Raw genomic sequence first — 26118 nt, 5'->3', positions numbered from 1 at the left:
AGGGCAGCACATGGCAATTCGCTGGCCTTTGGTCATCCGCCGGACGCACAAGTGGCTGGCCCTGATCGTCGGCGTCCAGGTTCTGCTCTGGACGCTGACCGGCTTCTATATGGTGGCCGTCCATATCGACATCATCCATGGCGACGATCTGGTCCGCCCACCGGTCGTCGCCCCCATCGACCTTGCGAGCTTCGTCCCGCCGGCGCGGATTGTTCAATCGGCTCCCGACGCGTCCGAGATCCGCCTGCAACGGTTCATGGATCAGCCCGTCTGGCGCGCGCAAACCTCGGGTGGTCCAAGACTCTTCGATGCAGGTTCGGGACAGCCCATCCCCGATTTGAGCGAGGCACAAATCCGCGCCGCCGCTCGGCGCATCTACAGCGGCACCGGGGACATCGTCGCAGCCCGGCTGCTGACGACGGCGCCACTGGAAATGCAGGCGCGCAAGCCTCCCTATTGGCAGGTCGAATTCGATGCCTGGAACCGGCCAACCCTGTATCTCTCTCCGCAGACCGGTGAGCTGATCTCGCGCCGCCATGCGCTGTGGCGCGTGTTCGATTTCGCGTGGATGCTGCACATCATGGACTATGACGATCGCTCCGACGTCAACAATCCGCTGCTGCGCGTGGCGACCTGGAGTGCCCTTGCCATGGCGCTGGCCGGGGCTTGGCTGCTGCTTTGGTCGTTCCCGCGGCGCAGGAAGAAGAAGGCATGAAGAAAATCCGGTTCACCCCGCTCTTTTTTCGGCGCATCCACAAATGGGTCGGCCTGATCCTGGGCGTGCAGTTTCTCCTTTGGGCTCTGAGCGGCTCGATGATGGCCTTGCTCGATCAGGAGAAGGTCGGCGGACACAGTGCGCAGGCCAGCCATCAGCACGCCCTACCTGCCGGTGACTATATTGCGCCGGCAAAGCTCGCTCTTGATGGTCCCGTGCTCGGCATCGCCTTGCGGTCCCTTGCCACACGCCCCGTCTACGAGCTTCGATCCACCACGGGCACGCGGCTAATCGACGCGACGAGCGGCGCCCCGGTTCGGGTCGACGAGCAGGTCGCGCGCGACGTCGCGACGATGGTGAATGAAGCACCGATCCGCAAGGCAACGTTGCTCGCCGAACCGAATGTGGAAGCGCGCGAGCACGAAGGCACCATGTGGCGACTGGATTTCGCGGACGCAGAGAACAGCAGCGCCTACATCTCCGCCGACACCGGCCGATTCCTGGTCATGCGCGGCGACACATGGCGCACCTGGGATTTCTTCTGGATGCTCCACAATATGGACTATGTGAACCGCACCAGCTTCAATCACCCGCTGATCGTCTTCGTTGCGTTCGGTACTTTGTGGCTGTCGGGGACGGGCTTCTACCTGCTGTTTAAGAGCTTCAGTCGCGCCGACGTGCGATGGTTGCGGCGCAGGCGCAAATCGGCCGTCAAGTTGGGCGCGGGCTGATCGCTAGGTCCCAACAGAAAAAGCCGCCGATAGCTCGAACCGATTGCCCGGGTGCGTGAGCCAAGCGTGCGATACGAGACGTCCGCGACTCCAGGTTCTGCGCGTCATCATTAGCACTGGTTCTCCTTCAGCGAGGCCCAGCATTGTTCGCATGGCTGTATCCGGCATCGCCGCGCACACCCGGTGCTCTACTCGCTCGAGCGGGGCAACACGTGTCAGATATTCATTCGGCGTCGAGGCGCTGAAATCCCTCTCTCCGTAGCGTGGCGCAGCAGATGCCAGCACAAAGCGCTCCTCGACCTGAATTGGGAATTCGGTCTCGTGATGGACGATAAGCGAATGGAAGAGGCGCGTGCCCAAGCCGACTTCCAGCAGAGCTGCCCTTTCCGCATCAGCCCGTATCTCGATATTATAAATGACGCGCGCGCGATAGGCGTGGCCCCTGCCGCGCACCTCCTCCGCGATGTTGCGGATCTCGATCAGCTGCCCGATCGGCCGGGGCTCGGCGACAAAGCTGCCCCGCCCCGCCCGCCGTACCACGACACCGGCCGATTGCAGTTCCCGCAACGCCCGGTTTGCGGTCATGCGCGAGACTTTGAACGTCTCGACGAGCTCGGCCTCTGACGGCGTCTGGTCGCCGGGCTTCAGGCGACCTTCCCGGATGTCCTCGAAAATGCTGTCTTTGATCGCCACATAGCGAGGTTGCTTCTCCGCACCGGCAGCGTCGACCGCGGGTTCGCCCACAGAAGCAGCTTTCGTCCGGGGAGCGGATGCGCGGCTATGGGGGCGAGCGGGAGCATGCATCAAATGACTATACAGGTGGGGGCGAGCAAGTCCCAGTCATTCAAACAGGAAATCACCAGCGAGAGCCGAGGCGTGCGTGATCAATGCCGCGCGAAGACCTTCTGGCCCGAACTGCCGAACGACACCACCGCATAGGGTTGGCGGGCGGCGCCTGCCACTTCCATGCCCTCCGAGCCGATCGGCATCCCCGCCACCGCAATGCCTCTGACGCCTACGGGACGGGTTGCCAGCAGGCGCTTGATATCGGCGACCGGGACATGGCCCTCGATCAGATAGCCATCAACCATCGCGCTGTGGCAGGATGCCAGCGTGCCCGGCATGCCGGCCCTCCGCTGAAGCGCCCCGCGCGACGCATCGTCGCGCATGACGACCGTGCGGCCCAGCTTCGCGCGAAGCGCCTGGGCCCACTTCTCACAGCATCCACAACCCGGGTCCCGGTGGACGACGACATCATTCGCCGCAAGCGCTGCGCCGGGCAGGGCGAGGAACAGCAAGGCGGCAGAAAGACGGGTCTTCATGAACGGCTCCCGGAAGCATGCGATAGGGTTCCTAATGATCTATACGCATTGATGCCCCCTACCCCTCATCACGCTGAAGATTTCACGATGGCGCGCGGCCTCCAGGCGAGCGGCAAGGACACAAGCAGCGCCAGCGACAGACCACCAATCCCCCACAAGACTAAGTGCTGCGCCCCGGGAGCGACGACGGCGATCGCCAGCGGCGCGAGCGCCTGCCCGATGCTGGCGGCGGAATGCTGGAGACCGAGCTTCAGACCCGAAGGGGCTGCCGCACCGCTGATCCAGAAGCTGGTGACCAATCGAAGGGTTGCCGAGCTCCAGCCGGCAGCAACGATGATCCCACTGAGTTCGGCCATGCTCGCGGCGACAGGGAACAGGAAGAGCGCCGCAGCCAGCAGGCCGAGCGTCAGCCCCGCAAGCCGCCTCGGCATGGTCACCAGCCAATCGAGCCTCGCATGGAAGATCTGTGCTGCCAGCATGCCCAATCCGCAGAGACTGAGCATCCAGGCGATCTCTTCGCGGCTCAGCGAAATGACGCTCCGCGTCACCAGGAGATTGACATGCATCGCCGCCAGCCCGCCGCCCGCGACGATCGTGACGAAAAGCAGGATCAGCGTCGCGCCGAGCGTCGGCGCGGGCAGGTCTCCGCCATCGATGCAAGGTGCACACCAGCGCGGCAGACGCACGGCGCAAAGCGCCGCCCCGACGGCACCGATGCCGAAAGCGAGGATCATGAGGGGAGCGCGGGGCAGGATCGCGGCCGAGACCTCCGCCACCAGCGGACCGGCGAGATCGCCCAGAAACAAGAAGGCGGTCAGCCAGGTGAAGCGCCGCGCCTGGTCCGCGCGCTCGTTTGCGGCAAAGCTCGCGCAGAGCAAGCCCAACGGTATGATGGCGGCCGACGCCATCCCCGCCACCAGGCGCAATGCATAAAGCTCAGGCAGCCCGACGAGGCCGATCGGCGCGGTCACCAGGGCGAGGATGACCAGCGCTGCGCGCAACATCGCCCGATAGTCGACCCGGTCCGCGATCCAGCCCCAGAGCGGCGCCGCCAGCAAGGCTGCCAGGGGATGGACCGCGGTCAGGCTCGCGACATGAAAATCATGAGCGCTTGACGATAGCGCGCCACGAGCCGGGTCGACCAGTGCCGGAAGGAAGGCGAGAATGGCCGTCTGTCCCGCCGACGCCGCAGCCGCCGCGAGCAACAAGACGAAAAAGGAGGCCGGCCAGCGACCGTTGGCTTGCGATCCAGCCTTGTCACGCGGCGCGTTCGCGGTCGACCCCTCGAGTGGCCATCCGCGGATCACCACCAGGCGCGCAAGCCGATCACCAGCCGGTGTTCGGATGACCCCTCGCCCCGCAGGCGTCGGAAGCCCGCCGTGCCATCGAACGCGCGCTCCCAGACGAAGCCGATATAGGGCGCGAACTTGCGCGACACCTCGTAGCGCAACCGTCCGCTCAGCTCGACATTGCTGAAGCCGCTGCCGAGCTGCCGATCGCTCGACCGCTTCGAATAGATATTGGTCTCCACCTGCGGCGTAAGGATCAACCGATTGGTGAACAAGACCTCATAGGACGCCTTGGCGCGCGCCGCGAGACGCCCATCGGTTCCTACATAGCCGGTGAGCTGGACGTCGAACCAATAGGGCGCCAGTCCCTCGACGCCGGCGGCCAGCCAGGTGGTCGCACCCTTGCCGAGATCCTGCCTGACCCCGAGCAGCGTGCCCCAGAACGGGTTCTTGCTGTGCCACCACAGCGCCTCGACGCTGCTCTCCGGATCGAGACGTTGGTCGCGGGAGTTCTTGAGCCCCTGGCTGCGCAGCCAGAGCTTGTCATTGTCCTGACCCTTGGTGACGAGCACGGTCCAGCCCACGCCCTGACCCTCGTTGCCGCTGGTGAACTCAAGCTCATCGACAAGTATCTTGGGGATTGAGAGCTTGTCGGCCATCTCATAGCCCGGCAGCGTCGAGTTGCGGTAGCCGTCGGCATAATCGTCCGAGTTGCGCGCGTCCGGCGGGGCCTGGCCGCCCTGCATCGAGCCCATGTCCATCGTGGCGCCGTTACCGGACGCCTTCGTGTCGGTCATATCCATGCCCGGCATGTCCATGCCCGCATGGTCCTGAGAGCCTTGCGCGGAAGGGGTGTGCTGAGCGGGAGTGGCCGTTTGGGCAGGGGTGGCGGCGGGCGACGGGGGCGAGGCATCCTGCGCGAGGGCGGGAGCCGTGATCGCCGGCGCCAGGAAGAGGGCAGCGCCAAGAGCGATGCCGCGCGAGGGGAAAATCCGGATCATGCGACCACCACCTCCCGGAACATGCCGGCCGCCATGTGATAGAGCAGATGGCAGTGGAAGGCCCATCGGCCCATGGCGTCGGCGGTGACGCGGAAGCTCACCCGCTGGGCGGGCTGGACCACGACCGTATGCTTGCGGACCTGGAAGGCGCCGTCCGGGCCTTCGACATCGCTCCACATGCCGTGCAGATGCATCGGATGCGCCATCATCGTGTCGTTGACGAAGGTGACGCGCAGCCGCTCGTTTGGCTTGAAATGAAGCGGCCTGGAATCGTTGAGCTTGATGCCGTCGAGCGACCAGATGAACCGTTCCATATTGCCCGTCAGATGCAGCTCGATGTCGCGCTCGGGCTCGCGCGGGTCGGGATCGCCGCCCGGCGTGCGCAGATCGGCCAGCGTCAGCACGCGCCAGCCGCGCCCGCGCAGCCCGGCGCCGGGATCGTCGAGATTGGTGCGCGGATAGTCGACGCGCATGTCGGTATTGGCGCCATATTCGGTGCGGGCGTGCCGTGCCCTGGCCGGCATCTCGGTCATGCCGTGCCCGGCATGCGCGTCGCCTCCCATTGCGCCCATCGTCGCCATCGCGCCCATCATGTCGACCGGCTCGAGCCAGGTCCGGGCATCGAGCGGCGGCACGGCTGCCGCCATGCCCGGGGCCGGTGCGATCGTGCCACGCGCATAGCCGCTCCGATCGATCGCCTGCGCGAAGATGGTGCGGGCGCCGCCCTCGGGCATGGTGAACTCGACGTCGTAGGTCTCGCCCGGGCCGATCCGGAATTCCTCGACCGTGACCGGCTCGACCGGCTGCCCGTCGGTCGATACGACCGTCAGCTCGACCCCGGGGATCCGCACGTCGAAGAACGTCGCCGTCCCCGCGCCGACGAAGCGCAGGCGCACGCGCTCGCCGGGCGCGGCGATACCGGTCCAGTTGCCGGCGGGCGGCGCGCCGTTCATCAGATAGGTGTAGGTCGCGGCAGAGACATCGCTGTAGTCGGTCGGGTTCATCCGCGAGCTGTTCCACATCCGCCGCCGCTCGAGCGCCTTGCCCAAGCCCATGGTGCCGACATCCTTGAGGAAATCGCCGGCGGTCGGCTGCGCAAAATTATAGTAGCTGCTCTGCTTCTTGAGATTGAGGAAGATCTGCAGCGGCGGCTCGTCCGACCAGTCGCTGAGCACGATGCAATAGTCGCGATCGGGCGCCCGCGCCGTCGGCACCTGTTTTGGCTCCACGATGATCGCTCCATAGAGTCCCGTCTGCTCGGCGAGCGTGTGAGCGTGATACCAGTAGGTTCCGCTCTGGCGGACCTCGAAGCGATAGGTGAAGGTCTCGCCCGGCGCGATGCCGGCAAAGCTGATGCCGGGCACGCCGTCCATCTCCGCCGGCACGATGATGCCGTGCCAATGGATGCTCGACATCTCCTTGAGGCCGTTGCGTACGCGCAGCGTGACCGTGTCGCCTTCGCGCAGGCGCAGGACCGGCGCGGGCACGCTGCCGTTCACGGCGGTCGCGATACGGCGTTTGCCGGTGAAGTTGACCGGCAGCTCGGCGATCTCGAGGTCGAACTCGGTCCCGCTCAGCTCAGCGGGCAAGGTTGGTGCGGATCGCGCGAGAAGCGCCGGGGCGAAACCGGCGACCGCGCCGCCGATCGCCAGCCCCTGGACGAAACGGCGCCGCGCGATCGGCCGGATATGTAAGGGAGACATGAACTGTACTTTCGCGAAGTCGGCTTCAGGCGAGGTCGAGGACGATCCGGCCCTCGATGTCGCCATGATGCATGCGGGAGAAGACGTCGTTGATGTTCTCGAGCCTGTCCGCATGGACCGTGGCCTTGACCTTGCCCTCGCCGGCGAACGCCAGTGCCTCGAGCAGATCGAGCCGCGTGCCAACGATCGAGCCGCGCACGGTAATGCCGTTCAGCACGGTGTCGAAGATCGACAACGGGAAGTCGCCCGGCGGCAGGCCGTTGAGCGCGACCGTGCCGCCGCGCCGGACCATGCCGAGCGCCTGCTGGAACGCCTTGGGCGAAACGGCGGTCACCAGCGCCCCGTGCGCGCCGCCAATGGCTTTCTTGAGCGCTGCCGAAGGGTCCTCGTTGCGCGCGTTGACCGTCAGTGTGGCGCCAAGGCGTGTAGCGAGGTCGAGCTTGCTATCGTCGATGTCGACCGCGGCCACATTGAGACCCATGGCTCGGGCATATTGCACCGCCATGTGGCCGAGCCCGCCAATGCCGGAGACGACCACCCACTCGCCGGGTCGGGCCTCGGTGGCCTTCAATCCCTTGTAGACGGTGACGCCCGCGCAGAGGATCGGCGCAATGTCGAGGAAGTCGACATTGTCGGGAAGGTGACCAACATAGTTGGGATCGGCGAGGACATATTCGGCAAAGCTGCCATTGACCGAATAGCCGGTGTTCTGCTGTTCGTGGCAAAGCGTCTCCCAGCCACCCAGGCAATGCACGCAGTGCCCGCAGGCGGTGTAGAGCCAGGGCACACCGACCCGGTCGCCTTCCTTCACATGGGTGACGCCTGCACCGACGGCGGCGACATGCCCGACGCCTTCATGGCCAGGAATGAAGGGCGGGTTGGGCTTGACCGGCCAGTCTCCTTCTGCCGCGTGCAGGTCGGTATGGCACACGCCGGTTGCCGCAATCTTGACCAGGATCTGCCCGGGGCCGACCGCCGGGATCGGCGCCTCCTCGATGACCAGGGGCTTGCCGAATTCGCGGACGACCGCCGCTTTCATGGTTTTCGCCATGTCCGTTTCTCCTTTTAAGCGGGGGGTCAGAATAGGCCGAGCGCGTGCTCGTCATAGGAGACGAGCAGATTCTTGGTCTGCTGATAATGATCGAGCATCATCCGGTGGTTTTCACGCCCGAAGCCCGATGCCTTGTATCCGCCGAAGGCGGCATGGGCGGGGTACTGATGATAGCAGTTGGTCCAGACCCGCCCGGCCTCGATCGCGCGGCCGAGCCGGTAGGCGGTGTTGCCGCTCCGGGTCCAGACGCCCGCGCCAAGACCGTAGGCGGTGTCATTGGCAAGTGCGATCGCCTCCTCGACCGTCTTGAACGTGGTGACCGACAGGACGGGACCGAAGATCTCCTCCTGGAAGATGCGCATGTGGTTCTGACCCACGAACACGGTCGGCTGCACGAAATAGCCCTGGTCGAGCGCACCGCCCGGCAGCGCCCTGGCGCCACCGACCAGACACTGCGCGCCCTCGGCCTTGCCGATATCGATATAGCCCAGGATCTTGTGGAGCTGGTCCTCCGACGCCTGCGCGCCGACCTGGACCGACGGGTCGAGCGGATCGCCCTGGCGGATCGCGGCGACGCGCGCCACGGCGCGCTCGATGAAGCGGTCGAAGATCGACTCATGGATCAGGGCGCGCGACGGGCAGGTACAGACCTCGCCCTTGTTGAAGGCGAACAAAGTAAAGCCTTCGAGCGCCTTGTCGAAGAAGGCATCGTCCTCGTCGAGCACGTCCGCCATGAAGATGTTGGGCGACTTGCCGCCAAGCTCCATCGTCTGGGGGATCAGATGGTCCGCCGCGGCGTGCATGATCTGCTTGCCGGTGACGGTCTCGCCGGTGAACGAGACCTTGGCGATGCGCGGATTGGCGGCGATCGCCTGGCCAACGGTCCGTCCCGGGCCGGTAACGACATTGAGCACGCCGGGCGGCAGGATGTCGGCGGTGAGCTCGGCGAACATCAGCAAGGTGAGCGGCGTCTGGGATGCGGGTTTGATGACGGTGCAGTTGCCCGCCGCCAGCGCCGGGGCGATCTTCCACGCCGCCATCAGCAGCGGGAAGTTCCACGGGATGATCTGGCCGACGACGCCGAGCGGCTCGCGGAAATGATAGGCGATGGTGTCCGCATCGATCGTCGAGATGCCGCCTTCCTCCGCCCGGATGCAGCCGGCGAAGTAGCGGAAATGGTCGATCGCGAGCGGCACGTCGGCAGCGCGCGTCTCGCGGATCGGCTTGCCATTGTCGATCGTCTCGGCAAGTGCCAGCAACTCCAGATTGTCTTCGAGCCGGTCGGCGACGCGATTGAGAATCCTGGCGCGTTCGGCGGGCGCGATCCTTGCCCATTGGTCCTTGGCGGCGTGCGCCGCATCGAGCGCGCGCTCGACATCTTCCGGCGTCGACAGCGCGAACTCTGCGATCTGGGCGCCATTGATCGGGCTCGTGTCGGCGAAATACTCGCCGCCCGCAGGAGCGCTCCAGCGGCCTCCGATGAAATTATCATAGCGGTGTCGGAAGGAGGCCGCCGCGTTAATGGTCCCGATCGCCTCCTCGAACATAACCTGACTCCATCTCTATCGATGGCCTGACGGAGTAATCTCTTTGCCCGGGTGGCCTATAAGTAAGTTCCGCAGAAGGTAGTCTGGTATCGGGGTCGCGGGCTTGAGGGTCAGACACGCCAACAGAGCCGATGACTATTCATCGACTCCTGAACGTATTCGCGCACGCCTGATCGGAATTATGCCGAGACAGGCGTTACTCGGCCGAGTCTTCTTTTGGCGAGGGCGGCGCTTGGCATTCCAATTCTGGCGTTACGCCCGGACGCACTTTAGGCTCACCCAATCGCCTTTCTGAAGCGTCCCGTCCCTCACGCGGAAATGAGCATAATGGTCGTCGAAAATCTGGTCGACTTCGACATGACCGACAAGACGGCGGTGGCGCGGCGTTGCGTGATAGACTTCGAGTATCTGCCCGATGTGCGCGCCATCGGCCTTACCCAGGCAGGCCACTGTGCCGCCCGCATCCATACGGACGATCTTGCCGCGCATGAACAAGCTATGGCCGATACCCTGTGCGAGGAGCGGCGTGCTGCCAAAGAGCAGAAAGCCAACAGCAGCACCGACGCCAAGATGTTTTCGCATCGCTGTTTCCTCTGTCAAGTCAGACGCTCGGACCCGGTTTTGAAAGCTGGGAGCACGGGGCGACGCTGGGCATCGTCAAAGAACTGGCCCGCCGCGGGGGAACGGCGGGCCCTCAGCCCCTGGGGTCTGTTCTCGGGGCTGGAAACCTCACATGTCGCTCATCGGCTTGTCGGCCATGGGCTTGGCGGTCTTCTTCTTCGCCGCCGGCTTGGCCTTCTTCATCGGCATCTTGCAGCAGCCACTCTTCGCCTTACCGGCCATGCCCGAGCCGTTCGATGCAGGCGAGCCGCCGGACATGCCGGCCATCCCCGACATGCCCTGTTGATCCTGCTGGGCCGGTTGCCCCTGCTGCTTCTGCGCGCCGGCCTGATGATCCTTCATCATCTGATCGTGCATCTGCTGCCCGCCATGATCCATGCCCTGCTGGTGGGCATGGGCCGGCGCAGCCTGCGCGGGCGCGGGCGTCGACTGGGCGAGAGCGGTGCCGGCGGCGAAGGTTAGCGTCGCGAAGAGGCTGACGGGCGCCGCGAGAAATGTCGTCTGTCGCATTGAGGGTCTCCGAGTGTTCTTCCTGTTGCCCGATCGACGTTCCGATCCCGGCAATTCCGAAGCTTCAATGCTGCTAGCGAGACGCAGTCTGTATACGTAACTTACGAATCGAAATCCGATCGGCCGTGTGCCTGCTGGAGCAGGCGCGTAAAATGATGATCCGGGATCGATCAAAAATGTGACCCGGCCTGGTTTTCTCGTCCTGAGACCGGCCAGAAAAGCGATTGGCCCGCCGTGGGAACGGCGGACCAAGGCTTCGGTTGAAAGCGGCCATGATCTTGTCCGTCAACCTTGTCGTCTGATGGAATGATGGCAGGGTCAGCAACCACCGTCCGACCTGTGTGACATGCCGGAGGCGCCGTCCTGGTCCTGCGAATCCCGCATCGCCATTCGATGGCCCTGCATCATCTGGCCGTGCATCTGCTCCTTACCGTGAGCCATGCCCTGCATGTGGGCAGGATCGGGCTGGGCAGGCGCCGGCCTGGCCTTGAGGGTCTCCTCAAGATCGGGCATGCCCGGCGGCATCCCGTCCGCCAGCACCGGTCCGGCACTGACGGCGAGGAAGCCGAGAGCTGCGAGCGAAGCGATCATTGCCGTCTTCTTGCGCAAGTATCCATTCCTTCAAGTCTGGGTTTCCCGTTCGATCGAGCATATGCCCGGTCGATTGTCGCCCCTTCCGGAGCTTGCCCGTGAAATGGTGTCACCTTCCGCCTTGCTGTATACGTAATGTGCGAAGTCCGTCTCTGAGATGGCCATAAATTATCGCACTGGCATCGTTGTTGTGCCGATGTGTAACTATGGTTCGGACTCGAGAGCAGGACAGGTCGGCAACAGTGACTAATCCATGGCGGCCAGCAGACGCTCGAGAGGAATAGTGGCAAAAGTGGTGAAGCTGTCAGCAATGGCATAAGGCAGTACCAGCACCCGATTATGTACCATCGCGCCGCAGCTGTAGGCTACGTTTGGCACATAACCTTCGCGCTCATCCATGTCCGACCGCAAAAGCGGTAGCTTCGTCCGCGCCAGCAGCTTCGAGGGATCGTCACGGTCCAGCAGGCACGCCCCGATGCAATAGTTCCGAACGGCGCCGACTCCATGAGTTACGACCAGCCAGCCTTCGTCGATCTCGATCGGCGATCCGCAATTACCGATCTGGACAAACTCCCAAGGCCAGCGAGGTTCGATGGCTTTCGCTCCGCCACTCCAGTCGTGAATGTCCGCGGACGTCAGGAACCAGATATTTTCGTTATCCTCGCGCCCAAGCATGGCAAAGTGCCCGGCAATGCGTCGGGGGAAAAGCGCCATGCCCTTGCTACCGGTGGCATCCCCACGCAGCGGTCTGAGTTCGAATGTCCGGAAGTCCGGCGTGGACAACAACTCCTGCCGGACGGACTGGCCGCTAAATGCCGTATATGTACCGAAATAGGTGGCTCGGCCATCGTCGTCCAGGAAGCGGACCAAGCGAAGGTCTTCGATGCCACCACGCTGGCTGGGGGTTGTCGGAAAGATCACGATCTCCGAGAGATCGTGGCTGCCATCGCACTTGATCCGAATGCCCGCGTCCGGCCCGTCCTCGCCGGAGATGTTTTCAGTCTCCAGCACGAGCGGCATGGGGCTCGGAGGATTGATTGCTATGGTTCCGTCCGCGGCGCAAAACCCGGTGCGAAAGGTGACGGAGGAGATATGCCCCTCGCCCACGCCTCGCAGGGAAAGAATGAATCGGAGAGAGTTTTCAGGTACAGCAGACTGATCAGGATGCAGGACGATGCTCGGATTGAAAAGCGCTGCTGCCTCATAGGAATATTCGTTGCAAAAATGGGCACCGATCAAGAGCGCCTGTTCATGGGTGACCTCGCAATCACAGACGATGATGCCATCAACCTCGTGGAACCGCCGCAAAAACAGGGACGGAACCTCACGATGCCTTCCCGAGAAATCATCAAGAATGCGTTGCAACTCATCGTGGAGCGATGCTGGGTCGAGCGCCAGGACGCGGTCGGCGATGCGCTGCGCACGTGGCTGATCCGGTACCGCATATTTATAGGTTTCCGTCGACGGCATATAGGGTCTGATCACTACCCTTGCTGGATTGGGGCGGAGCAATTCGGGTAGCCGGTTGACAAATTCGGCGGTTGACACTGACTTCTCCAATACAGATCGACCGTGGAGCGTTCACGCAATCGTAAAGATGGTGCTCGGCATTACCCGACTATCGGGTGGCGGCACGGAAGGCTCCGGCGATGGCGGGTGCGATGATTTCCGCCGTTGCCGGATACTCGGACTTTGTGCCACGTGCCATGATCGCTGTCCTGGCGTAGTTGTCGGACACACAAGCTGTGACCGGGGGCTCTGGCCTGAACGTGACTATGTGGGGCACGTGCGAAGCGCGCCGCTCAGCTCGACATGTCCGCCATCGTTCGGCAGCTCGCCGCGCATTTCTTGCAGGTGGCCGAGCAACGCGCGATCCGCTGGTCCGCGCTATGGCGTCCGCATTCCTCGGCGCAGCGCTCGCAAGCGTCGGCGCAGGCGCGGCAGACGATGCGGTGCAGGGCAGATTCCCGCAGCATCGAGTTGGCGGTCGCCTGGCACAGTTCCGCACAGTCGTTCAGCATGGCGATCAGCGACGCCGTAGCTGACGCGCCGCCTTGCTTCGTCAGCCAAGCGGCGGTTTCCAGGCACATGCGGTGCGAAGCCACGCAATCGTCGATGCAGTCCGTCATCGACATCGCCATCCCTTCCATTCGATGCTGCTGCGCCGCCGCCGGCACAGCCAGCGTTCCGGCGGCGGCAAGGCCGGCGCCGGCCATCAGCAATTCGCGTCTCTCGATCATCATGCACCTCCCATCTGCTATCCCTTGAGCGCTGTGCCGCATCCGGCGGCCTCAGCCGTCGCAGGCGACCCATCCGACGCCGCACGCGCCTTCTCCCGCGCCATCCGGGTTTCCTCCCAGGGCCAGTGGCCGTTGATCTCGACCCCGAGCGAGATGCTCAGGAAGGTCCGCACCAGCACCAGCCCGGCCAGAACGATGAGATCGTCGAGCGTTGGGTTGATCACCAGCGACTTGACGATGTCGCCGGCGACCAGAAATTCCAGGCCGAGCAGGATGCTGCGGCCGAGCGCCGAGCGGAACGCGCTATAAGCCTCGGTCCGGTCGCCCGCCCTCGCCCGCCGCGCAAACAGAAAGGTTGCGAGCCCCGCGCCGACCAGGATGGTCAGCGTGCCCGCCAGTTCCAGGCCAATCACCGCGAGCCGGAAGAAGGCGCTCAGCCAGTCGGCCTCAATGGTGATCATACCAGCCTCGCTTGCGGATATTGTTGAAGCTGTCGGTGGCGTGACAGGCATAGCATTGGTCGACGCGCGCCTTCGATCCGGCTGCGCGCTGCGAGACCATGCTGAAATGCTCCATGAAGTGACTCGGCGGCGCCTTGTGGCACTCGGCGCACTGCGTCGAATTGACCGATGGATGGCGATAATTGACGATCTTCCAGCTGTCGGTCTTGTGGCAGCTCGCGCAGTCGGTGCCGAACAGGGCCTGGTGCGGATCGCGGAACGCATGGCAGCTCGCGCAATTGAGCGCGGTCTCGGGAGTCAGGCTTCTAGTGTTTGTCGACATGCCCGCCGAAGGCTGCCGCCACTTTGCCATGTCGAGCAAGGCGGCGTGATCCATGCGGATGATGCCGCGCTCTCCCTCATGTTCGACGTGGCAGGAGGTGCACTGCGTCGCTTTCGCGTGGAACTGAGTCGACTGCTTCGTCCCGAAATCCGTGCCCGCATGGCAGGTGAGACAGGTCCGGGTTTCGACGCCCTTGCCCGGCGTGTGGCAGGCCGTGCATTGGCCGGCGAAGGACTGGTGCGCGCTCGAGAGCGGGCCGGGCGAGACGAGCTGCGCCATCAGGCCGGCATCCCTCGGCGCGTCCGATCGCATCCGGATCGCGACCGCGGCGACCATCACCAGCAGGGCCGCGATGAAGACGGCGTAGGAAAGACGCTGCCAGCTCATAGCCAGCGCAGCCCGTAATAGATCGCCGCGCCGACGTGGAGCGCGAGCAGCGCGAAGATGAGACAGCCCAGCAGGATGTGCAGGAACCGCCATCGCGCGAACAGGGTGTTGGTCGCCTCTTCGGCGCGGATCGCGAATTCGGTATCGGCCAGCGCCGCGGCGATCCCCGCCTTGTCCTGGGGGTGCTGGCCCGCGGGCGCATCCCCGGCGACGAACAGATAGCGCCTCCAGCCCGACAGCGGCGCGGCTGCGGTATCGGCCTGCGTCGGCGCGGCCGGCTCCTCGAGGAAGGCGGCGCGAAGCGAAGCCAGTTCCGACCTGCGTCCGCGCAGCGCCCGACCAAGCTGGGCAAGCAGGTAGCGGCCGATGAAGCCGGTGATGACCGTCATCAGCAGAAGGATGGTCAGAAGCAGTCCGACCGGGCTTTCGAGCTTGTGCGCGGCGTGGACCAGACCCAGGATCGGCGCCAGCACGCCGGCATAGATGTGGATGGCGAGCAGGGTCGGCTTGCTGACGAGCCGGGAGAGCGCCTTGTCGACCCAGGCGATATGCTTGGCCGCGACATAGGGAAGCGTCAGCAGCATCAGCACGAGCGCTGCGATCCCGATGATCCCGCCGGCCAGGCTGCCCGGAAAGCGCGGTGACACATGCACGAGGTAGCCGAACGGGAACAGCAGCAGGAACGCGACCAGCAGGCCGACGGCGATGTCGCTGCGTTCGCGCATCAGGCTTCGACCACGAGCGGCGTGCCCGTGCCCTTCGCCTGGCACGCGAGCACATAGCCCTGCGCCTTGTCGGCGGGCGCGAGGCCGGACTCGACCTCCATCGTCACCTCGCCCTGCAGCAGCTTGACGACGCAGGCGCCGCATGTGCCCGCACGGCAGGCATAGGGGATCTCGACGCCCGCGCCCTCGGCCGCCTCGAGCACGGTCTCGTCCGCGGGCAAAGCCGCCGACACCCCCGACACGGAGAAGGTCACCGTGCTCGGTGCCACCTCGGCGCTCGGGGCCGGCTTAGCTGCTGGCGCGGGCGCGGGCTTGACCTCGAGATCCTCGTGGTCGGCCGGCAGCGAGGCCGGACCGAACGCCTCGGTGTGCAGCTGCGCTTCGGGGACGCCGAGTTCCGCCAGCACGCCGCGCATCGCGCCCATCATCGCCGGCGGGCCGCACATATGGATCCGCCGGCTCGCGATCTCCGGCACCGCGGCCAGGATCATCTCGCGGGTGATCGGCCCTTCGGGGCCCATCCAGACGGTGCCGGGCGCGCGCTGCATCGCGGCGACGACATGGAGGTTGGGAAAACGGCGTTCGAGCCGTTCGAGCTCGTCGCGGAACACGAATTCCTCGGTCGACCGTGCGCCGTAGAAGAAGAAGATATCACCCTTCCACGCGGTGTCGGTGAGATAGCGCAGCACCGACATCATCGGGGTGATGCCGACCCCGCCCGCGATCAGCACGATGCTCTGGGCATCCGTTCCCGTGAAGGTGAAGGCGCCGAACGGTCCGCTGACCTTCAGCAGATCGTCGGCGACGACCTTGTCGTGCAGGTATCGCGAGACCACGCCCTGCTCCTCGCGCTTGACCGTCAGTTCGACATAGGCCCGCTGGGTCGGCGAAGAGGCGATCGTGTAGGAACGGCGCGCGGTCTTGCCCGCTTCGGGCTCTACCTCGACCTGCAGGAACTGGCCCGGCAGGAAGTCGAACGGCAGCCGGTCGGCGGCCGGGTCCGCGAGCCGGAAGGTCAGCACGCTCGGCGTCTCTCGCACGATCTGGACCACGCGCAGCTGCCCCGCCCAGCTTTTGGGCTTGCGCAGCGAAGCTCCCGCGGGCGCGGCCGCATTGCTCGAGGCGAGCCCGGCGCTGCCGGCAACGGGGGCAGGTGCGTGCGCGAGCTTCGCAGCGGGCGGGACAGCCTTCGGCTCCGGCTTTTCCGAGGTCTTGGCGGTGGCGACACCGCCGGCGATCGCCCCGATCCGCCGGAGGCGGAAGATCTGCAGCGCGATCAGCGTGGCGCTCACCAGCCCCAGGAAGAGCATGAGAAGGAGGTGTGAGGGCGAGATGCCGAACCAGTGGTCGGCATGGCCGGGCGCGGCCTGGTCGATGTCGAGCTGATCGCGCAGCCAGGCAAGGCCGACCTCCCGGGGCGGCTGCAAGCCCCCGATCGCGCCCTGCGCGGCGGTGCCGGACCGGAACAGGTCGGTTCCATCGCGCAGGCGGCGCGCCGCATCGAGCCGGGCCGAGACCGTGGTTGCACGCGCGCCGTCGGCCGAGGCGGCGTTGATCATCGCCAGACCGGTGCTTACCCGTTCGCCGGCCTGCGCAGCGACCCGCTGCCTTGCCGCTTCGTCGAGCGCGGGAAAGGCGAGCAGCTGCGAGATGAAGCCGGTCCGGCGCGATTCGTGGCCGTGCTCATTCTCCCCTTCCCCATTGATCATGCGATCCATCATGGGGTTCATCATCTTCGCCATGTCCGACGACCCCGGCTCTGCCGGTGCGGACATGCCCCCGCCGGCCGGCATGCCTGCGCCATGATGCGCGGCATGATCCTCGCCCTCCTGCGCGCCCGCGCTCGCGCTCGCGGACAGGCTGAGAGCGATTGCGCAGCCGAGGCTCAAGCGTCGAAGGCTGATCCGCCTGGACATCCTCATCCCCTTAGTGTGCGAGCCTACATATCCTTCATCGGCATCGCCGCATTGCCCGGCGCGGGATCGGGTGCCGGCGCGGTCTGGTTGCCGGCCCCGGCGCGCATCGCGTCATGGTCCATCGCCTGACGGTGATGCCGCTCCATCTCGGCCTGGTTGCTCATCGCGTCCATCGACGCCGCGTCTGCAGCGTTGCCGCTGTCGGTCAGGACCGGGGTGGCGGCGACGCTGTTCGCCGCGGGCGGCACCGTCTGGTCGGCCTGGCGGTCGCAGCCCGAAAGCGCGAGCGCCAGCAACAGGCTTCCGCCGACAAGCGGAAGGGCTTTTTTCGCATGGTTGATCATAGCTTGCTCCTTGGCTTGAAAACTGTGGTCCCGGGCGCCGGGGATGGCGCCCGGACCGGCTCATTGCGCGCTGCGCAGGATCTGAAGGCACCGGTCGTGCGAGAGGTTCATCGGGTTGCGCCCCTGCCCCTTCATCTCGCCATGATCATGCGGCGTCTGGAGACCCATATTGCCCTCCATCGCCCGGCAACTCTCGACCTGCGCCGAGGTCGGCCGCGTGGTTACACAGGCGCCTAGAAGCAGCGCCGGCGTGAGGACGGCGATCAAACGCATTTTCGTCATGACAAAACCCCTTTCGCTAGTGATGATCGTTCGTCCTGCGCTGCCTGATGTTTCTTGTTATGCTGCTGGTCTTTCCGCCGCGCCGTCAGGAAGGCGAGGATCGGGCAATCGGAGACGGGCACTTCGCCCGGGCATTCGTCGGCGAGCATCCGCAGCATGTCGCGGATATCCGACAGGCGCTCGAGCCGGGCTTCGGCGTCAGCGATCTTGGCAAGCGTGATATCGAGCACGGCCTGGGCATGCGCGGTGTCCGACGCCCTGAGCGCCAGCAGCTGCCGGGCCTGTTCGAGTGTGAAACCAAGCTCCTGCGCCGAGCGGATGAAATTGACGCGCTCGAGGTCGGTCGCGTCGTAGAGCCTGTAGCCCGCTGCCGTGCGCGCGGGCTCGCGCAGCAAGCCCATCCGCTCATAATAGCGGATCGTATCGCGGCCCACGCCTGCCGCGGCGGCCAGTTCGCCGATCTTGAAATTGCCCATGTCATCCGCTCGATCATGCCGGTAGGACCATGGTCCAGGGTCAAGCGGTTTCGCCTCGATCCCGAACGGTCCGTTGCCGCCGGCAACCCGCTGCCCCGATGCCTCGCATCAGGGCAGCGTGTGCCGCCGGGCCACCGGCGCGTCAGTTCTTGCGAAGCTCGACGATGTCGTGCTTGGCAGGCGTACCGTCGGCGACGGACACATGCGCGAAGTGATCATCGAAGATATGATCGATCGTCACATGGCCGACGAGCTGGCGGTGATAGGTCGGCGCCACGCCCTTGGGCGGACCCGGATGGGTCACGACGCGATAGACCTCGAGCTTCTGGCCGACCTCGGCGCCATCGGCCTTGCCGATGCAGACGACCGTGCCGTTGCTGCCCGTGTCGACGATCGAGCCGCGCATGAACAAGCTGTGCCCGATGCCCTGGGCCATAGCGGGGACGGCAGCAAGCATCGAAATGCCGGCAAGCCCGACCATGAGAGTTTTTCTGACCATATTCACCTCCTTGGATGGTAAGCCACCGCCCGGACCTGCCGGGGGGAAGAGCGTCTCTTCAGGCTTGGGACTACGGTCCCGGGTCCAGCCTCGATATACGTAGAGCCCGCAGCCGGTCTTCTTCCCCGGGCCAGATCTTTATTGACGCGGAGTTGACGGAATCAGCCGTCAGCACTTCAAAACCCGCGCGGCGCGAGACTTTGGTTGGCTGCGCCAGCGAAACCCGCTAGATATCGAGGCTCGTGAAACGCCTGCTCGCCCTTCTGCTCGTCATCGGAGCGCTGTCCGGTCTCTTCGGAGCCCAGATGGCGGCCGCGCACAGCGTGCCGCAGGCGGCAGGCGCGCCGCTGGCCAAGGGCATGGATGCAGACTGCATGGCAATGATGGCCAAGCAGCAGCCTGCGCCCAGCGAAAAGCCTTGCAAGGGCCTGACGCTCGATTGCATCGCCGCGATGGGGTGCGTGATCCCGCTGGTCGCAGCGGACCTGGCAGGCGGCGTTGCGCCTGCGCGTCTCTACGACGCGGCCAGCTTCTGGACGACCGACACGATATTGACCGGCAAGGCGGTTGTGCCCGAGCCGGATCCTCCCACCAGCCTTGTCTGATTGAACGAGCACGGGCTGCGCGCATCGATCGATGCGTGCGCGCCCGGTTTCCTTCTTTTCAGTCAAAGGTCTTCGTGATGATCAAAATGCTTCCGGCCGCCCTTGTGGCGGCCCTCGGTCTCGCCGCGCCTGCGCTTGCAGCCGACGCGAGCCGCACGCCTCAGGGCCATTGGGAATGGCGCTCGGCGCCGCAATATGGTCCGCGGGCGACCGGCCCTGCGCGTGTCCGCATATGGGTGCCCCAGAGCCGGGACATCGCCAGCTGCGATTGCGCGATGATGCAGGCAAGCGCCGCCGACTGCATGCGCGGCGCAGTCAGGTCGGACAAGGGCTAACCCACTCCGGAGCGGCGCGTCACATGGTGGCGCGCCGCCTCTGTCATGAGGGGATGATATCCATGATCATGATGCCGAGGCGCGCTGTGCGACGCCTGTTGCTCCCACTCGGTGCGACGCTTGCGAGCGCCTGGGCCGTGCCGGTGTCGGCCGGCCCGCTCACCTACGAGCAGGCACTGAGGCTCGCTGCCGCCAATGCGCCAAGCCTCAAGGCGCGCGCGGCGGCGACAGCTGGCGCCCGCTCCTCGGCGGTCGCGGCCGATCGCCTGCCCGATCCGACGCTCGACCTGGGCCTGCAGAACTTCCCGGTGAGCGGCCCCAATGCCGGCAGCTTCACGCGCGACGATTTCACCATGGCGACGATCGGGTTCAGCCAGGCCTTCCCCAATCTCGCCAAGCGCCATGCACGCGCCGCGCGCGCCGCGGCCGATATCGGTGTCGCCGAGGCGGGCGAGCTGGTCGAAGGCCGCAACGTGCGGCTCGAGACCGCGCTCGCATGGATCGATCTCTATTATGGCGAACGCCGGCTCCGGCAGCTCGACCTGCTCGATGCCAGTCTCGACGACCTGCAGAAGACCGTGACCGCACGCCTGGCGTCGGGCAGCGCGCGCCCGAGCCAGGCGCTCGAGCCCGACCAGCTCCGCGCCGCCATCGCCGATCGCCGCGCCGAGATGGCTGCGGTGGTGGCGCAGGCGCGGGCCCGGCTCGCGCGCTATACCGGCGACCCCGACCCGCAGGCGACGGGCGACCCGCCGATGCTCGATGTCGATCCGATCCGGCTGCGGGCCGGGATCGATGCGCTTCCCGCCCTGCGCGCGCAGGACGCGCGGATCGCAGTCGCCGAAGCGGACGTGCGTCTCGCGCGCGCCGACAAGCGCCCCGACTGGAAGGTCGGCGTCACCTATGGCCGGCGCGATCCCATGTACGGCGACATGGCCTCGGTCGGCGTGTCGATCGACCTGCCGCTGTTCGCCGGCAAGCGCCAGAACCCCAGGATCGCTGCAAGCGAGAGCCTTGCGCAAGGGGGTCGGTTCGACCGCGAGGCGATCCGCCGCGAGCTGGTGGCGCAGCTCGACGCCGATCTCGCAGACCATGCCATGCATCTCTCCCGGTTGCGCAATGCCCGCGAGACGCTGGTGCCACTCGCCAGGCACCGCGCCGAGCTCGACCGCGACAGCTATGGCGCCGGCAAGCTCGACCTTGGCGCCGCGCTGCTCACGACGCTCGGGCTCGCGGAGGCCGAGGTCGAGGCGCTCAACCGCGAAGCCGACGTCGCGCGCGACGCGGTCCGCATCACTATCACCTATGGGGAGGAGCGGCCATGACGCTCGATAAATCCGCGCTGCGCTGGGGCGCATCGATCCTGGCTGTCGCGCTGCTGGCCGGCGGCACAGGCTATTGGGCTGGCCATCGCCAGACACCGCAATCGGAGGCGACCACGCCCGCCGGGGCAGGCAAAGTCCTTTACTGGTACGATCCGATGTTCCCCAACCAGAAGTTCGACAAGCCCGGCAAGTCGCCCTTCATGGATATGCAGCTCGTGCCGCGATACGCGGACGGAGGAAGCGCCGGCGCGGCCCCCACGGTCGCCGTCGATCCCGCCGCGCGGCAGAGCCTGGGATTGCGGGTCGTCGCGGCGAAGATGGGCAGCCTTGCCTCGGCCCTCGAGGTCACCGGCACGATCGACTTCAACCAGCGCGACGTCGCCGTCATCCAGGCGCGTTCGGGCGGGTTCGTGAGCCGCGTCTATGCGCGAGCGCCCGGGGACGTGGTCCGCGCCGGCGCGCCGATCGCGGACCTGCTCCTGCCCGAATGGGGCGCCGCGCAGACCGAATATCTGAGCGTCAGGCGGCTCGGCAAGCCCGACCTCACCGCGGCCGCGCGCCAGCGACTGCGGCTGATGGGCATGTCCGACGGCCTCATCGCCAGCGTCGAGCGGAGCGGACGCCCGAACGGCGTGGTGACGATCACGACGCCGATCTCGGGCACGATCCAGACGCTCGACGCCCGTGCCGGCGTGACGCTCGCCATGGGCCAGACGCTCGCCCAGGTAAGCGGGCTCAGCACCGTCTGGCTCAATGCCGCGGTGCCCGAAGCGCGCGCGGGCGATGTCCGGGTCGGCCAGAATGCCAGCACCACGCTGGCGGGCTTCCCCGGCGAGCGCTTCGCCGGCCGGGTGATCGCGATCCTGCCGACCACGCAGGCCGACAGCCGCACGCTCACCGTGCGGATCGAGCTGCCCAACCGGGACGGCCGGTTGCGGCCGGGCATGTTCGCCAGCGTCGCGCTTGGCGGCGATGCCAAGCCGGCGCTGCTGGTGCCGAGCGAAGCGGTGATCCGCACGGGCAGGCGCACGCTCGTCATGCTGGCCGCAGGCGACGGGCGCTATCATCCCGCCGAGGTCCGCATCGGCCGCGAGGCAGGCGGCGAGACCGAGATCCTTGCCGGCCTGTCGCCCGGCGAGAACGTCGTCGTCTCGGGGCAGTTCCTGATCGATTCCGAGGCGAGCCTGTCGGGAATCGAGGCGCGGCCGATCGGCGGCGGTGCGGCATCGGCGACCATCGCCGCGCCGGCGTCGAAAGCCACGCTGTACGAGACGACGGGCAAGATCGAGCGGATCACGGCCAATTCGGTGACGCTCAGCCACGAGCCCGTTCCCGCGCTCGACTGGCCGGCGATGACGATGACCTTCGCGCTCGCCAATCCGGGCATCGCGCGCGGCTTCAAGGCGGGTGACCGGGTCCGGTTCGGGTTCGACCGGCCCCCGGCGGGACCGACGCTGCGGCATATGGCGAAGGTGGCGGGCCAGTGATCGCCCATCTCATCCGCTGGTCGGTGAGGAACCGCTTCTTCGTCGTGCTCGGCATGCTCGCGCTGGTCGGCGCGGGCCTGTGGGCGGTGCGCTCGACCCCGATCGACGCGCTGCCCGATCTTTCCGACGTGCAGGTCGTGATCCGCACTTCCTATCCGGGTCAGGCGCCGCAGATCGTCGAGAACCAGATCACCTATCCGCTCACCACCACCATGCTGTCGGTGCCCGGCGCCAAGACGGTGCGCGGCTATAGCTTCTTCGGCGACAGCTTCGTCTATGTGATCTTCGAGGACGGCACCGATCTCTACTGGGCGCGCAGCCGCGTGCTCGAATATCTCAACCAGGTCCAGGGTCGGTTGCCGGCCAGCGCCCGCAGCGCGCTCGGGCCGGACGCGACCGGGGTCGGCTGGGTCTATGAATATGCGCTGGTCGACCGCACCGGCCGGCACGATCTCTCGCAGCTTCGCGGGTTGCAGGACTGGTTCCTGCGCTACGAGCTGAAGACCGTGACCGGCGTGGCCGAAGTCGCCAGCATCGGCGGCATGGTCAAGCAGTACCAGGTGCTGCTCGATCCGGTGAAGCTCGCGGCCTACGGCGTAACCCACGCCCAGGCAGTGCAGGCGATCAGCCAAGCCAATCAGGAAGCCAGCGGCTCGGTGCTGGAAATGGCCGAGGCCGAATATATGGTCCGCGCCTCGGGCTATCTGAAAACGCTCGACGATTTCCGGGCAATCCCGCTCAAGACTGCGGCGGGCGGCGTGCCCGTCCGGCTCGGCGATGTCGCCACGATCCAGGTCGGCCCCGAGATGCGGCGCGGCATCGCCGAACTGAACGGCGAAGGCGAGGTCGCCGGCGGCGTCGTTATTCTTCGGTCAGGCAAGAACGCCCGTGAGACCATCGCGGCGGTCAAGGACAAGCTCGCCGATCTCAGGAAAAGCCTGCCGCCGGGCGTCGAGGTGGTCACGGTCTATGACCGCTCGCAGCTGATCGATCGCGCGGTCGAGAACCTCACCCGCAAGCTGGTCGAGGAGTTCATCGTCGTCGCATTGGTCTGCGCCCTGTTCCTCTGGCACGTCCGCTCGGCGCTGGTCGCGATCCTGACCTTGCCGCTCGGTGTGCTGGCCGCGTTCGTCGTAATGCGGTTCCAGGGGGTGAACGCCAACATCATGTCGCTGGGCGGCATCGCCATCGCCATCGGCGCGATGGTGGATGCGGCGGTCGTCATGATCGAGAACGCCCACAAGAGGATCGAACGCTGGGAGCAGGATCACCCGGACAGACATCTCGATGGCGAGATGCGCTGGATCGTCGTCACCGAGGCGGCGGCCGAGGTCGGGCCGGCGCTGTTCTTCAGCCTGCTGATCATCACGCTGTCGTTCATTCCGGTCTTCACCCTGGAGGCGCAGGAAGGCCGGCTGTTCGCGCCGCTCGCCTTCACCAAGACCTATGCGATGGGCGCGGCCGCGATCCTGTCGGTGACCCTGGTGCCGATCCTGATGGGCTGGCTGATCCGGGGCCGCATTCCGGCCGAGCAGGCCAATCCGGTCAATCGCTGGCTCACCAATATCTACCGGCCCGCGATCGACTGGACGATGAAGCGGCCCAAGGCAGTGCTGCTGATCGCGGCTCTGGTGTTCGCCACCACGGCCTGGCCGCTCAGCCGGCTCGGCGGCGAGTTCATGCCCAATCTCGACGAGGGCGACCTGCTCTACATGCCCTCGGCGCTGCCGGGCCTCTCGGCCGCCAAGGCGAGTGAGCTGCTCCAGCAGACCGACCGCCTGATCAAGACCGTGCCCGAAGTCGAAAGCGTGTTCGGCAAGGCCGGCCGCGCCGAGACCGCGACCGATCCCGCGCCGCTCGAAATGTTCGAGACGACGATCCAATTCAAGCCCCGCGACCAGTGGCGGTCGGGCATGACGCCCGAACGCCTTGTCGACGAGCTCGATCGCCGGGTGAAGCTTCCGGGTCTCGCCAATATCTGGGTGCCGCCGATCCGCAACCGCATCGACATGCTCGCGACGGGCATCAAGAGCCCGATCGGGGTCAAGGTGTCGGGCAGTGACCTCGCCGAGCTCGACCGCATCGCGCATGATGTCGAGACCGTGGCCAGGAGCGTGCCCGGCGTCAGCTCGGCGCTCGCCGAGCGGCTGACCGGCGGACGCTATGTCGATGTCGACATAGACCGCGCCGCCGCCGCGCGGTTCGGGCTCAACATCGCCGACGTCCAGGCCATCGTCTCCGGCGCGATCGGCGGCGAGACGATCGGCGAGACGGTCGAGGGCCTCGCCCGCTATCCGATCAGCGTGCGCTATCCGCGCGAATTGCGCGACAGCCTCGAAAGGCTGCGGGCGCTACCGATCCTGACGCCCGCGGGCCAGCAGATCACCTTGGGCACCGTGGCAAACGTCTCGATCGCCGAGGGACCGCCGATGCTCAAGACCGAGAATGCCCGGCCTTCGACCTGGGTCTACGTCGATGTGCGCGGGCGCGATCTTGCCTCGGTGGTCGGCGATCTGCAGCGTGCGGTGGCGAAACAGGTCAGGCTCTCGCCTGGGGTCAGCATCGCTTACTCTGGCCAGTTCGAATATCTCGAGCGCGCGGTCGACCGCTTGAAGCTGGTCGTGCCCGCGACGCTGCTGATCATCTTCGTGCTGCTCTACCTCATCTTCGGCCGCTTCGACGAGGCGGCGCTGATCATGGGGACGCTGCCGTTTGCGCTGACCGGCGGCATCTGGACGCTTTATCTGCTGGGGTTCAACCAGTCGATCGCCACCGGGGTCGGGTTCATCGCGCTCGCCGGCGTCTCCGCCGAGTTCGGGGTGGTGATGCTGATCTATCTCAAGAACGCGCTGGCCGAGCGCGGCGCACATCCGGACGCTGCCGAGGTCGAGGCCGCCGTGCGCGAAGGCGCGCTGCTGCGCGTCCGTCCCAAGGCGATGACGGTGGCGGTGATCCTGGCCGGCCTGCTGCCGATCCTGCTGGGATCAGGCGCGGGTTCGGAGGTCATGAGCCGGATTGCCGCGCCGATGATCGGCGGCATGCTGACCGCGCCCTTGCTCTCAATGTTCGTCCTGCCCGCCGCCTACCTGCTGTTGCGCCGGCCCAAGACCGATCCCATCCCTCAACCCGTTTCATCATGAAGGAGAAGACGATGAACCATGCACGACTGACCATTGCCCTCGGCCTCGCCGCCCTGACTGCCGCGTGCGGCAAGAAGGCGGAGGCCCCCGTTGCGACTGAGACCAACGAGGCGGAGCCCGCCGCGACCATGAGCGGCGACATGGGCAACATGTCGATGGCGCCTGACGCGAACGCCGCGATCAAGGCCAAGGGCCATGGCACCGTCACCGCGATCGACAAGGCGGCAGGCACGATCACGCTCGATCATGGTCCGATCCCGGAGGCCAAGTGGCCCGCGATGACGATGGCGTTCAAGGCCGCGCCGTCGATCACCGATGCGGTCAAGGTCGGCGACAAGGTCGATTTCGACCTCTCGCTCAAGGGCAGCGATGGCGAGGTCACCGCGATCGCAAAGCAGTGATCCGCTAAGTTCGACCGGAAAAAGCTGGTTGCGTCGCCGCTCCCGGGCGGCGACGCCCGTGCCGGCCGTCTGCCTGGCTGTGCGCCCGGTCG

Annotated in this window: 28 protein-coding genes; 8 read left to right on the top strand and 20 right to left on the bottom strand. The window is 66.1% G+C overall.

Annotation, left to right across the window (positions count from 1 at the left end):
* Positions 1-10: 10 nt before the first annotated feature.
* Entirely contained in the window at positions 11-715 is a 705-nt protein-coding gene (locus AC3WLM_RS20520; RefSeq protein WP_015449260.1) for a PepSY domain-containing protein, read from the top strand.
* Complete coding sequence (locus AC3WLM_RS20515; protein WP_004213137.1) at positions 712-1446, top strand: PepSY domain-containing protein; 735 nt, start codon at positions 712-714, stop codon at positions 1444-1446. The genes AC3WLM_RS20520 and AC3WLM_RS20515 overlap by 4 nt, the downstream gene beginning before the upstream one ends.
* 3 nt (positions 1447-1449) lie before the next feature.
* Here the strand turns inward: AC3WLM_RS20515 and hutC are convergent, their stop codons facing one another.
* From hutC to AC3WLM_RS20415, 20 genes are all read right to left on the bottom strand, one after another.
* On the bottom strand, positions 1450-2139 hold the full coding sequence (gene hutC, locus AC3WLM_RS20510) for a histidine utilization transcriptional repressor HutC (RefSeq protein WP_230588639.1): 690 nt from the start codon (positions 2137-2139) through the stop codon (positions 1450-1452).
* 191 nt (positions 2140-2330) lie between these two features.
* A complete protein-coding gene (locus tag AC3WLM_RS20505) occupies positions 2331-2768 on the bottom strand; it encodes a DUF411 domain-containing protein (RefSeq protein WP_004213035.1) in 438 nt (145 codons plus the stop codon).
* 68 nt (positions 2769-2836) lie between these two features.
* Entirely contained in the window at positions 2837-4078 is a 1242-nt protein-coding gene (locus tag AC3WLM_RS20500; protein ID WP_015449261.1) for an MFS transporter, read from the bottom strand.
* Positions 4072-5058 (bottom strand): copper resistance protein B, encoded by a 987-nt coding sequence (locus tag AC3WLM_RS20495; protein WP_174544608.1) that lies wholly within the window; start codon positions 5056-5058, stop codon positions 4072-4074. Before AC3WLM_RS20495 ends, AC3WLM_RS20500 begins: the two co-directional genes overlap by 7 nt.
* Positions 5055-6761, bottom strand: a complete 1707-nt coding sequence (locus AC3WLM_RS20490) for a copper resistance system multicopper oxidase (RefSeq protein WP_015449263.1) — start codon at positions 6759-6761, stop codon at positions 5055-5057. Before AC3WLM_RS20490 ends, AC3WLM_RS20495 begins: the two co-directional genes overlap by 4 nt.
* A gap of 25 nt (positions 6762-6786) precedes the next feature.
* On the bottom strand, positions 6787-7812 hold the full coding sequence (gene adhP / locus AC3WLM_RS20485) for an alcohol dehydrogenase AdhP (RefSeq protein ID WP_037569599.1): 1026 nt from the start codon (positions 7810-7812) through the stop codon (positions 6787-6789).
* 26 nt (positions 7813-7838) lie between these two features.
* Complete coding sequence (locus tag AC3WLM_RS20480; protein ID WP_039335428.1) at positions 7839-9359, bottom strand: aldehyde dehydrogenase family protein; 1521 nt, start codon at positions 9357-9359, stop codon at positions 7839-7841.
* 252 nt (positions 9360-9611) lie between these two features.
* The gene (locus AC3WLM_RS20475) at positions 9612-9941 is read right to left on the bottom strand and encodes a hypothetical protein (RefSeq protein ID WP_039335426.1); all 330 of its coding nucleotides are present in this window, start codon (positions 9939-9941) and stop codon (positions 9612-9614) included.
* 147 nt (positions 9942-10088) lie between these two features.
* Entirely contained in the window at positions 10089-10490 is a 402-nt protein-coding gene (locus tag AC3WLM_RS20470) for a hypothetical protein (protein WP_015449265.1), read from the bottom strand.
* Between the two features lie 318 nt (positions 10491-10808).
* Positions 10809-11099, bottom strand: coding sequence for a hypothetical protein (locus AC3WLM_RS20465; protein WP_007406388.1), 291 nt, complete (start codon positions 11097-11099; stop codon positions 10809-10811).
* A 228-nt stretch (positions 11100-11327) separates the two neighbouring features.
* A complete protein-coding gene (locus AC3WLM_RS20460; protein WP_438830636.1) occupies positions 11328-12629 on the bottom strand; it encodes a glycoside hydrolase family 130 protein in 1302 nt (433 codons plus the stop codon).
* Positions 12630-12883: 254 nt separating this feature from the next.
* Positions 12884-13324, bottom strand: coding sequence for a four-helix bundle copper-binding protein (locus AC3WLM_RS20455; RefSeq protein WP_015449267.1), 441 nt, complete (start codon positions 13322-13324; stop codon positions 12884-12886).
* 14 nt (positions 13325-13338) lie between these two features.
* A complete protein-coding gene (locus AC3WLM_RS20450) occupies positions 13339-13782 on the bottom strand; it encodes a DUF1622 domain-containing protein (protein WP_007406411.1) in 444 nt (147 codons plus the stop codon).
* Positions 13769-14491, bottom strand: a complete 723-nt coding sequence (locus tag AC3WLM_RS20445; RefSeq protein ID WP_039335417.1) for a cytochrome c3 family protein — start codon at positions 14489-14491, stop codon at positions 13769-13771. The genes AC3WLM_RS20450 and AC3WLM_RS20445 overlap by 14 nt, the downstream gene beginning before the upstream one ends.
* On the bottom strand, positions 14488-15216 hold the full coding sequence (locus AC3WLM_RS20440) for a hypothetical protein (protein WP_017503491.1): 729 nt from the start codon (positions 15214-15216) through the stop codon (positions 14488-14490). The genes AC3WLM_RS20445 and AC3WLM_RS20440 overlap by 4 nt, the downstream gene beginning before the upstream one ends.
* Positions 15216-17132 carry a 2Fe-2S iron-sulfur cluster-binding protein gene (locus AC3WLM_RS20435; protein ID WP_039335413.1) on the bottom strand — a complete coding sequence of 639 codons (1917 nt, stop codon included), beginning with the start codon at positions 17130-17132 and terminating at the stop codon, positions 15216-15218. The genes AC3WLM_RS20440 and AC3WLM_RS20435 overlap by 1 nt, the downstream gene beginning before the upstream one ends.
* Before the next feature lie 23 nt (positions 17133-17155).
* A complete protein-coding gene (locus AC3WLM_RS20430; RefSeq protein ID WP_039335411.1) occupies positions 17156-17476 on the bottom strand; it encodes a hypothetical protein in 321 nt (106 codons plus the stop codon).
* Positions 17477-17536: 60 nt separating this feature from the next.
* Positions 17537-17758 (bottom strand): hypothetical protein, encoded by a 222-nt coding sequence (locus AC3WLM_RS20425; protein ID WP_039335409.1) that lies wholly within the window; start codon positions 17756-17758, stop codon positions 17537-17539.
* Positions 17755-18234 carry a heavy metal-responsive transcriptional regulator gene (locus AC3WLM_RS20420; protein ID WP_004212654.1) on the bottom strand — a complete coding sequence of 160 codons (480 nt, stop codon included), beginning with the start codon at positions 18232-18234 and terminating at the stop codon, positions 17755-17757. Before AC3WLM_RS20420 ends, AC3WLM_RS20425 begins: the two co-directional genes overlap by 4 nt.
* Before the next feature lie 142 nt (positions 18235-18376).
* On the bottom strand, positions 18377-18715 hold the full coding sequence (locus AC3WLM_RS20415; RefSeq protein ID WP_037447968.1) for a hypothetical protein: 339 nt from the start codon (positions 18713-18715) through the stop codon (positions 18377-18379).
* 260 nt (positions 18716-18975) lie between these two features.
* Between AC3WLM_RS20415 and AC3WLM_RS20410 the strand changes: the two genes are divergently transcribed.
* The 6 genes from AC3WLM_RS20410 (at position 18976) to AC3WLM_RS20385 (ending at position 26026) form a co-directional block, all read left to right on the top strand.
* Positions 18976-19338: a hypothetical protein gene (locus AC3WLM_RS20410; RefSeq protein ID WP_039335402.1), complete on the top strand. Its 363-nt coding sequence runs from the start codon at positions 18976-18978 to the stop codon at positions 19336-19338.
* A gap of 77 nt (positions 19339-19415) precedes the next feature.
* A complete protein-coding gene (locus AC3WLM_RS20405) occupies positions 19416-19673 on the top strand; it encodes a hypothetical protein (RefSeq protein WP_039335400.1) in 258 nt (85 codons plus the stop codon).
* A 62-nt stretch (positions 19674-19735) separates the two neighbouring features.
* Positions 19736-20998, top strand: coding sequence for a TolC family protein (locus tag AC3WLM_RS20400; protein ID WP_039335398.1), 1263 nt, complete (start codon positions 19736-19738; stop codon positions 20996-20998).
* On the top strand, positions 20995-22485 hold the full coding sequence (locus tag AC3WLM_RS20395) for an efflux RND transporter periplasmic adaptor subunit (protein ID WP_039335396.1): 1491 nt from the start codon (positions 20995-20997) through the stop codon (positions 22483-22485). Before AC3WLM_RS20400 ends, AC3WLM_RS20395 begins: the two co-directional genes overlap by 4 nt.
* Entirely contained in the window at positions 22482-25625 is a 3144-nt protein-coding gene (locus AC3WLM_RS20390) for an efflux RND transporter permease subunit (RefSeq protein ID WP_039335394.1), read from the top strand. The genes AC3WLM_RS20395 and AC3WLM_RS20390 overlap by 4 nt, the downstream gene beginning before the upstream one ends.
* Positions 25622-26026, top strand: coding sequence for a copper-binding protein (locus AC3WLM_RS20385; RefSeq protein ID WP_039335392.1), 405 nt, complete (start codon positions 25622-25624; stop codon positions 26024-26026). Before AC3WLM_RS20390 ends, AC3WLM_RS20385 begins: the two co-directional genes overlap by 4 nt.
* The last annotated feature ends 92 nt before the right edge of the window (positions 26027-26118 follow it).

The sequence above is a fragment of the Novosphingobium sp. FW305-C-30-35 genome (assembly GCF_058783135.1).
This window is presented reverse-complemented; position numbering and strand designations above follow the sequence as displayed.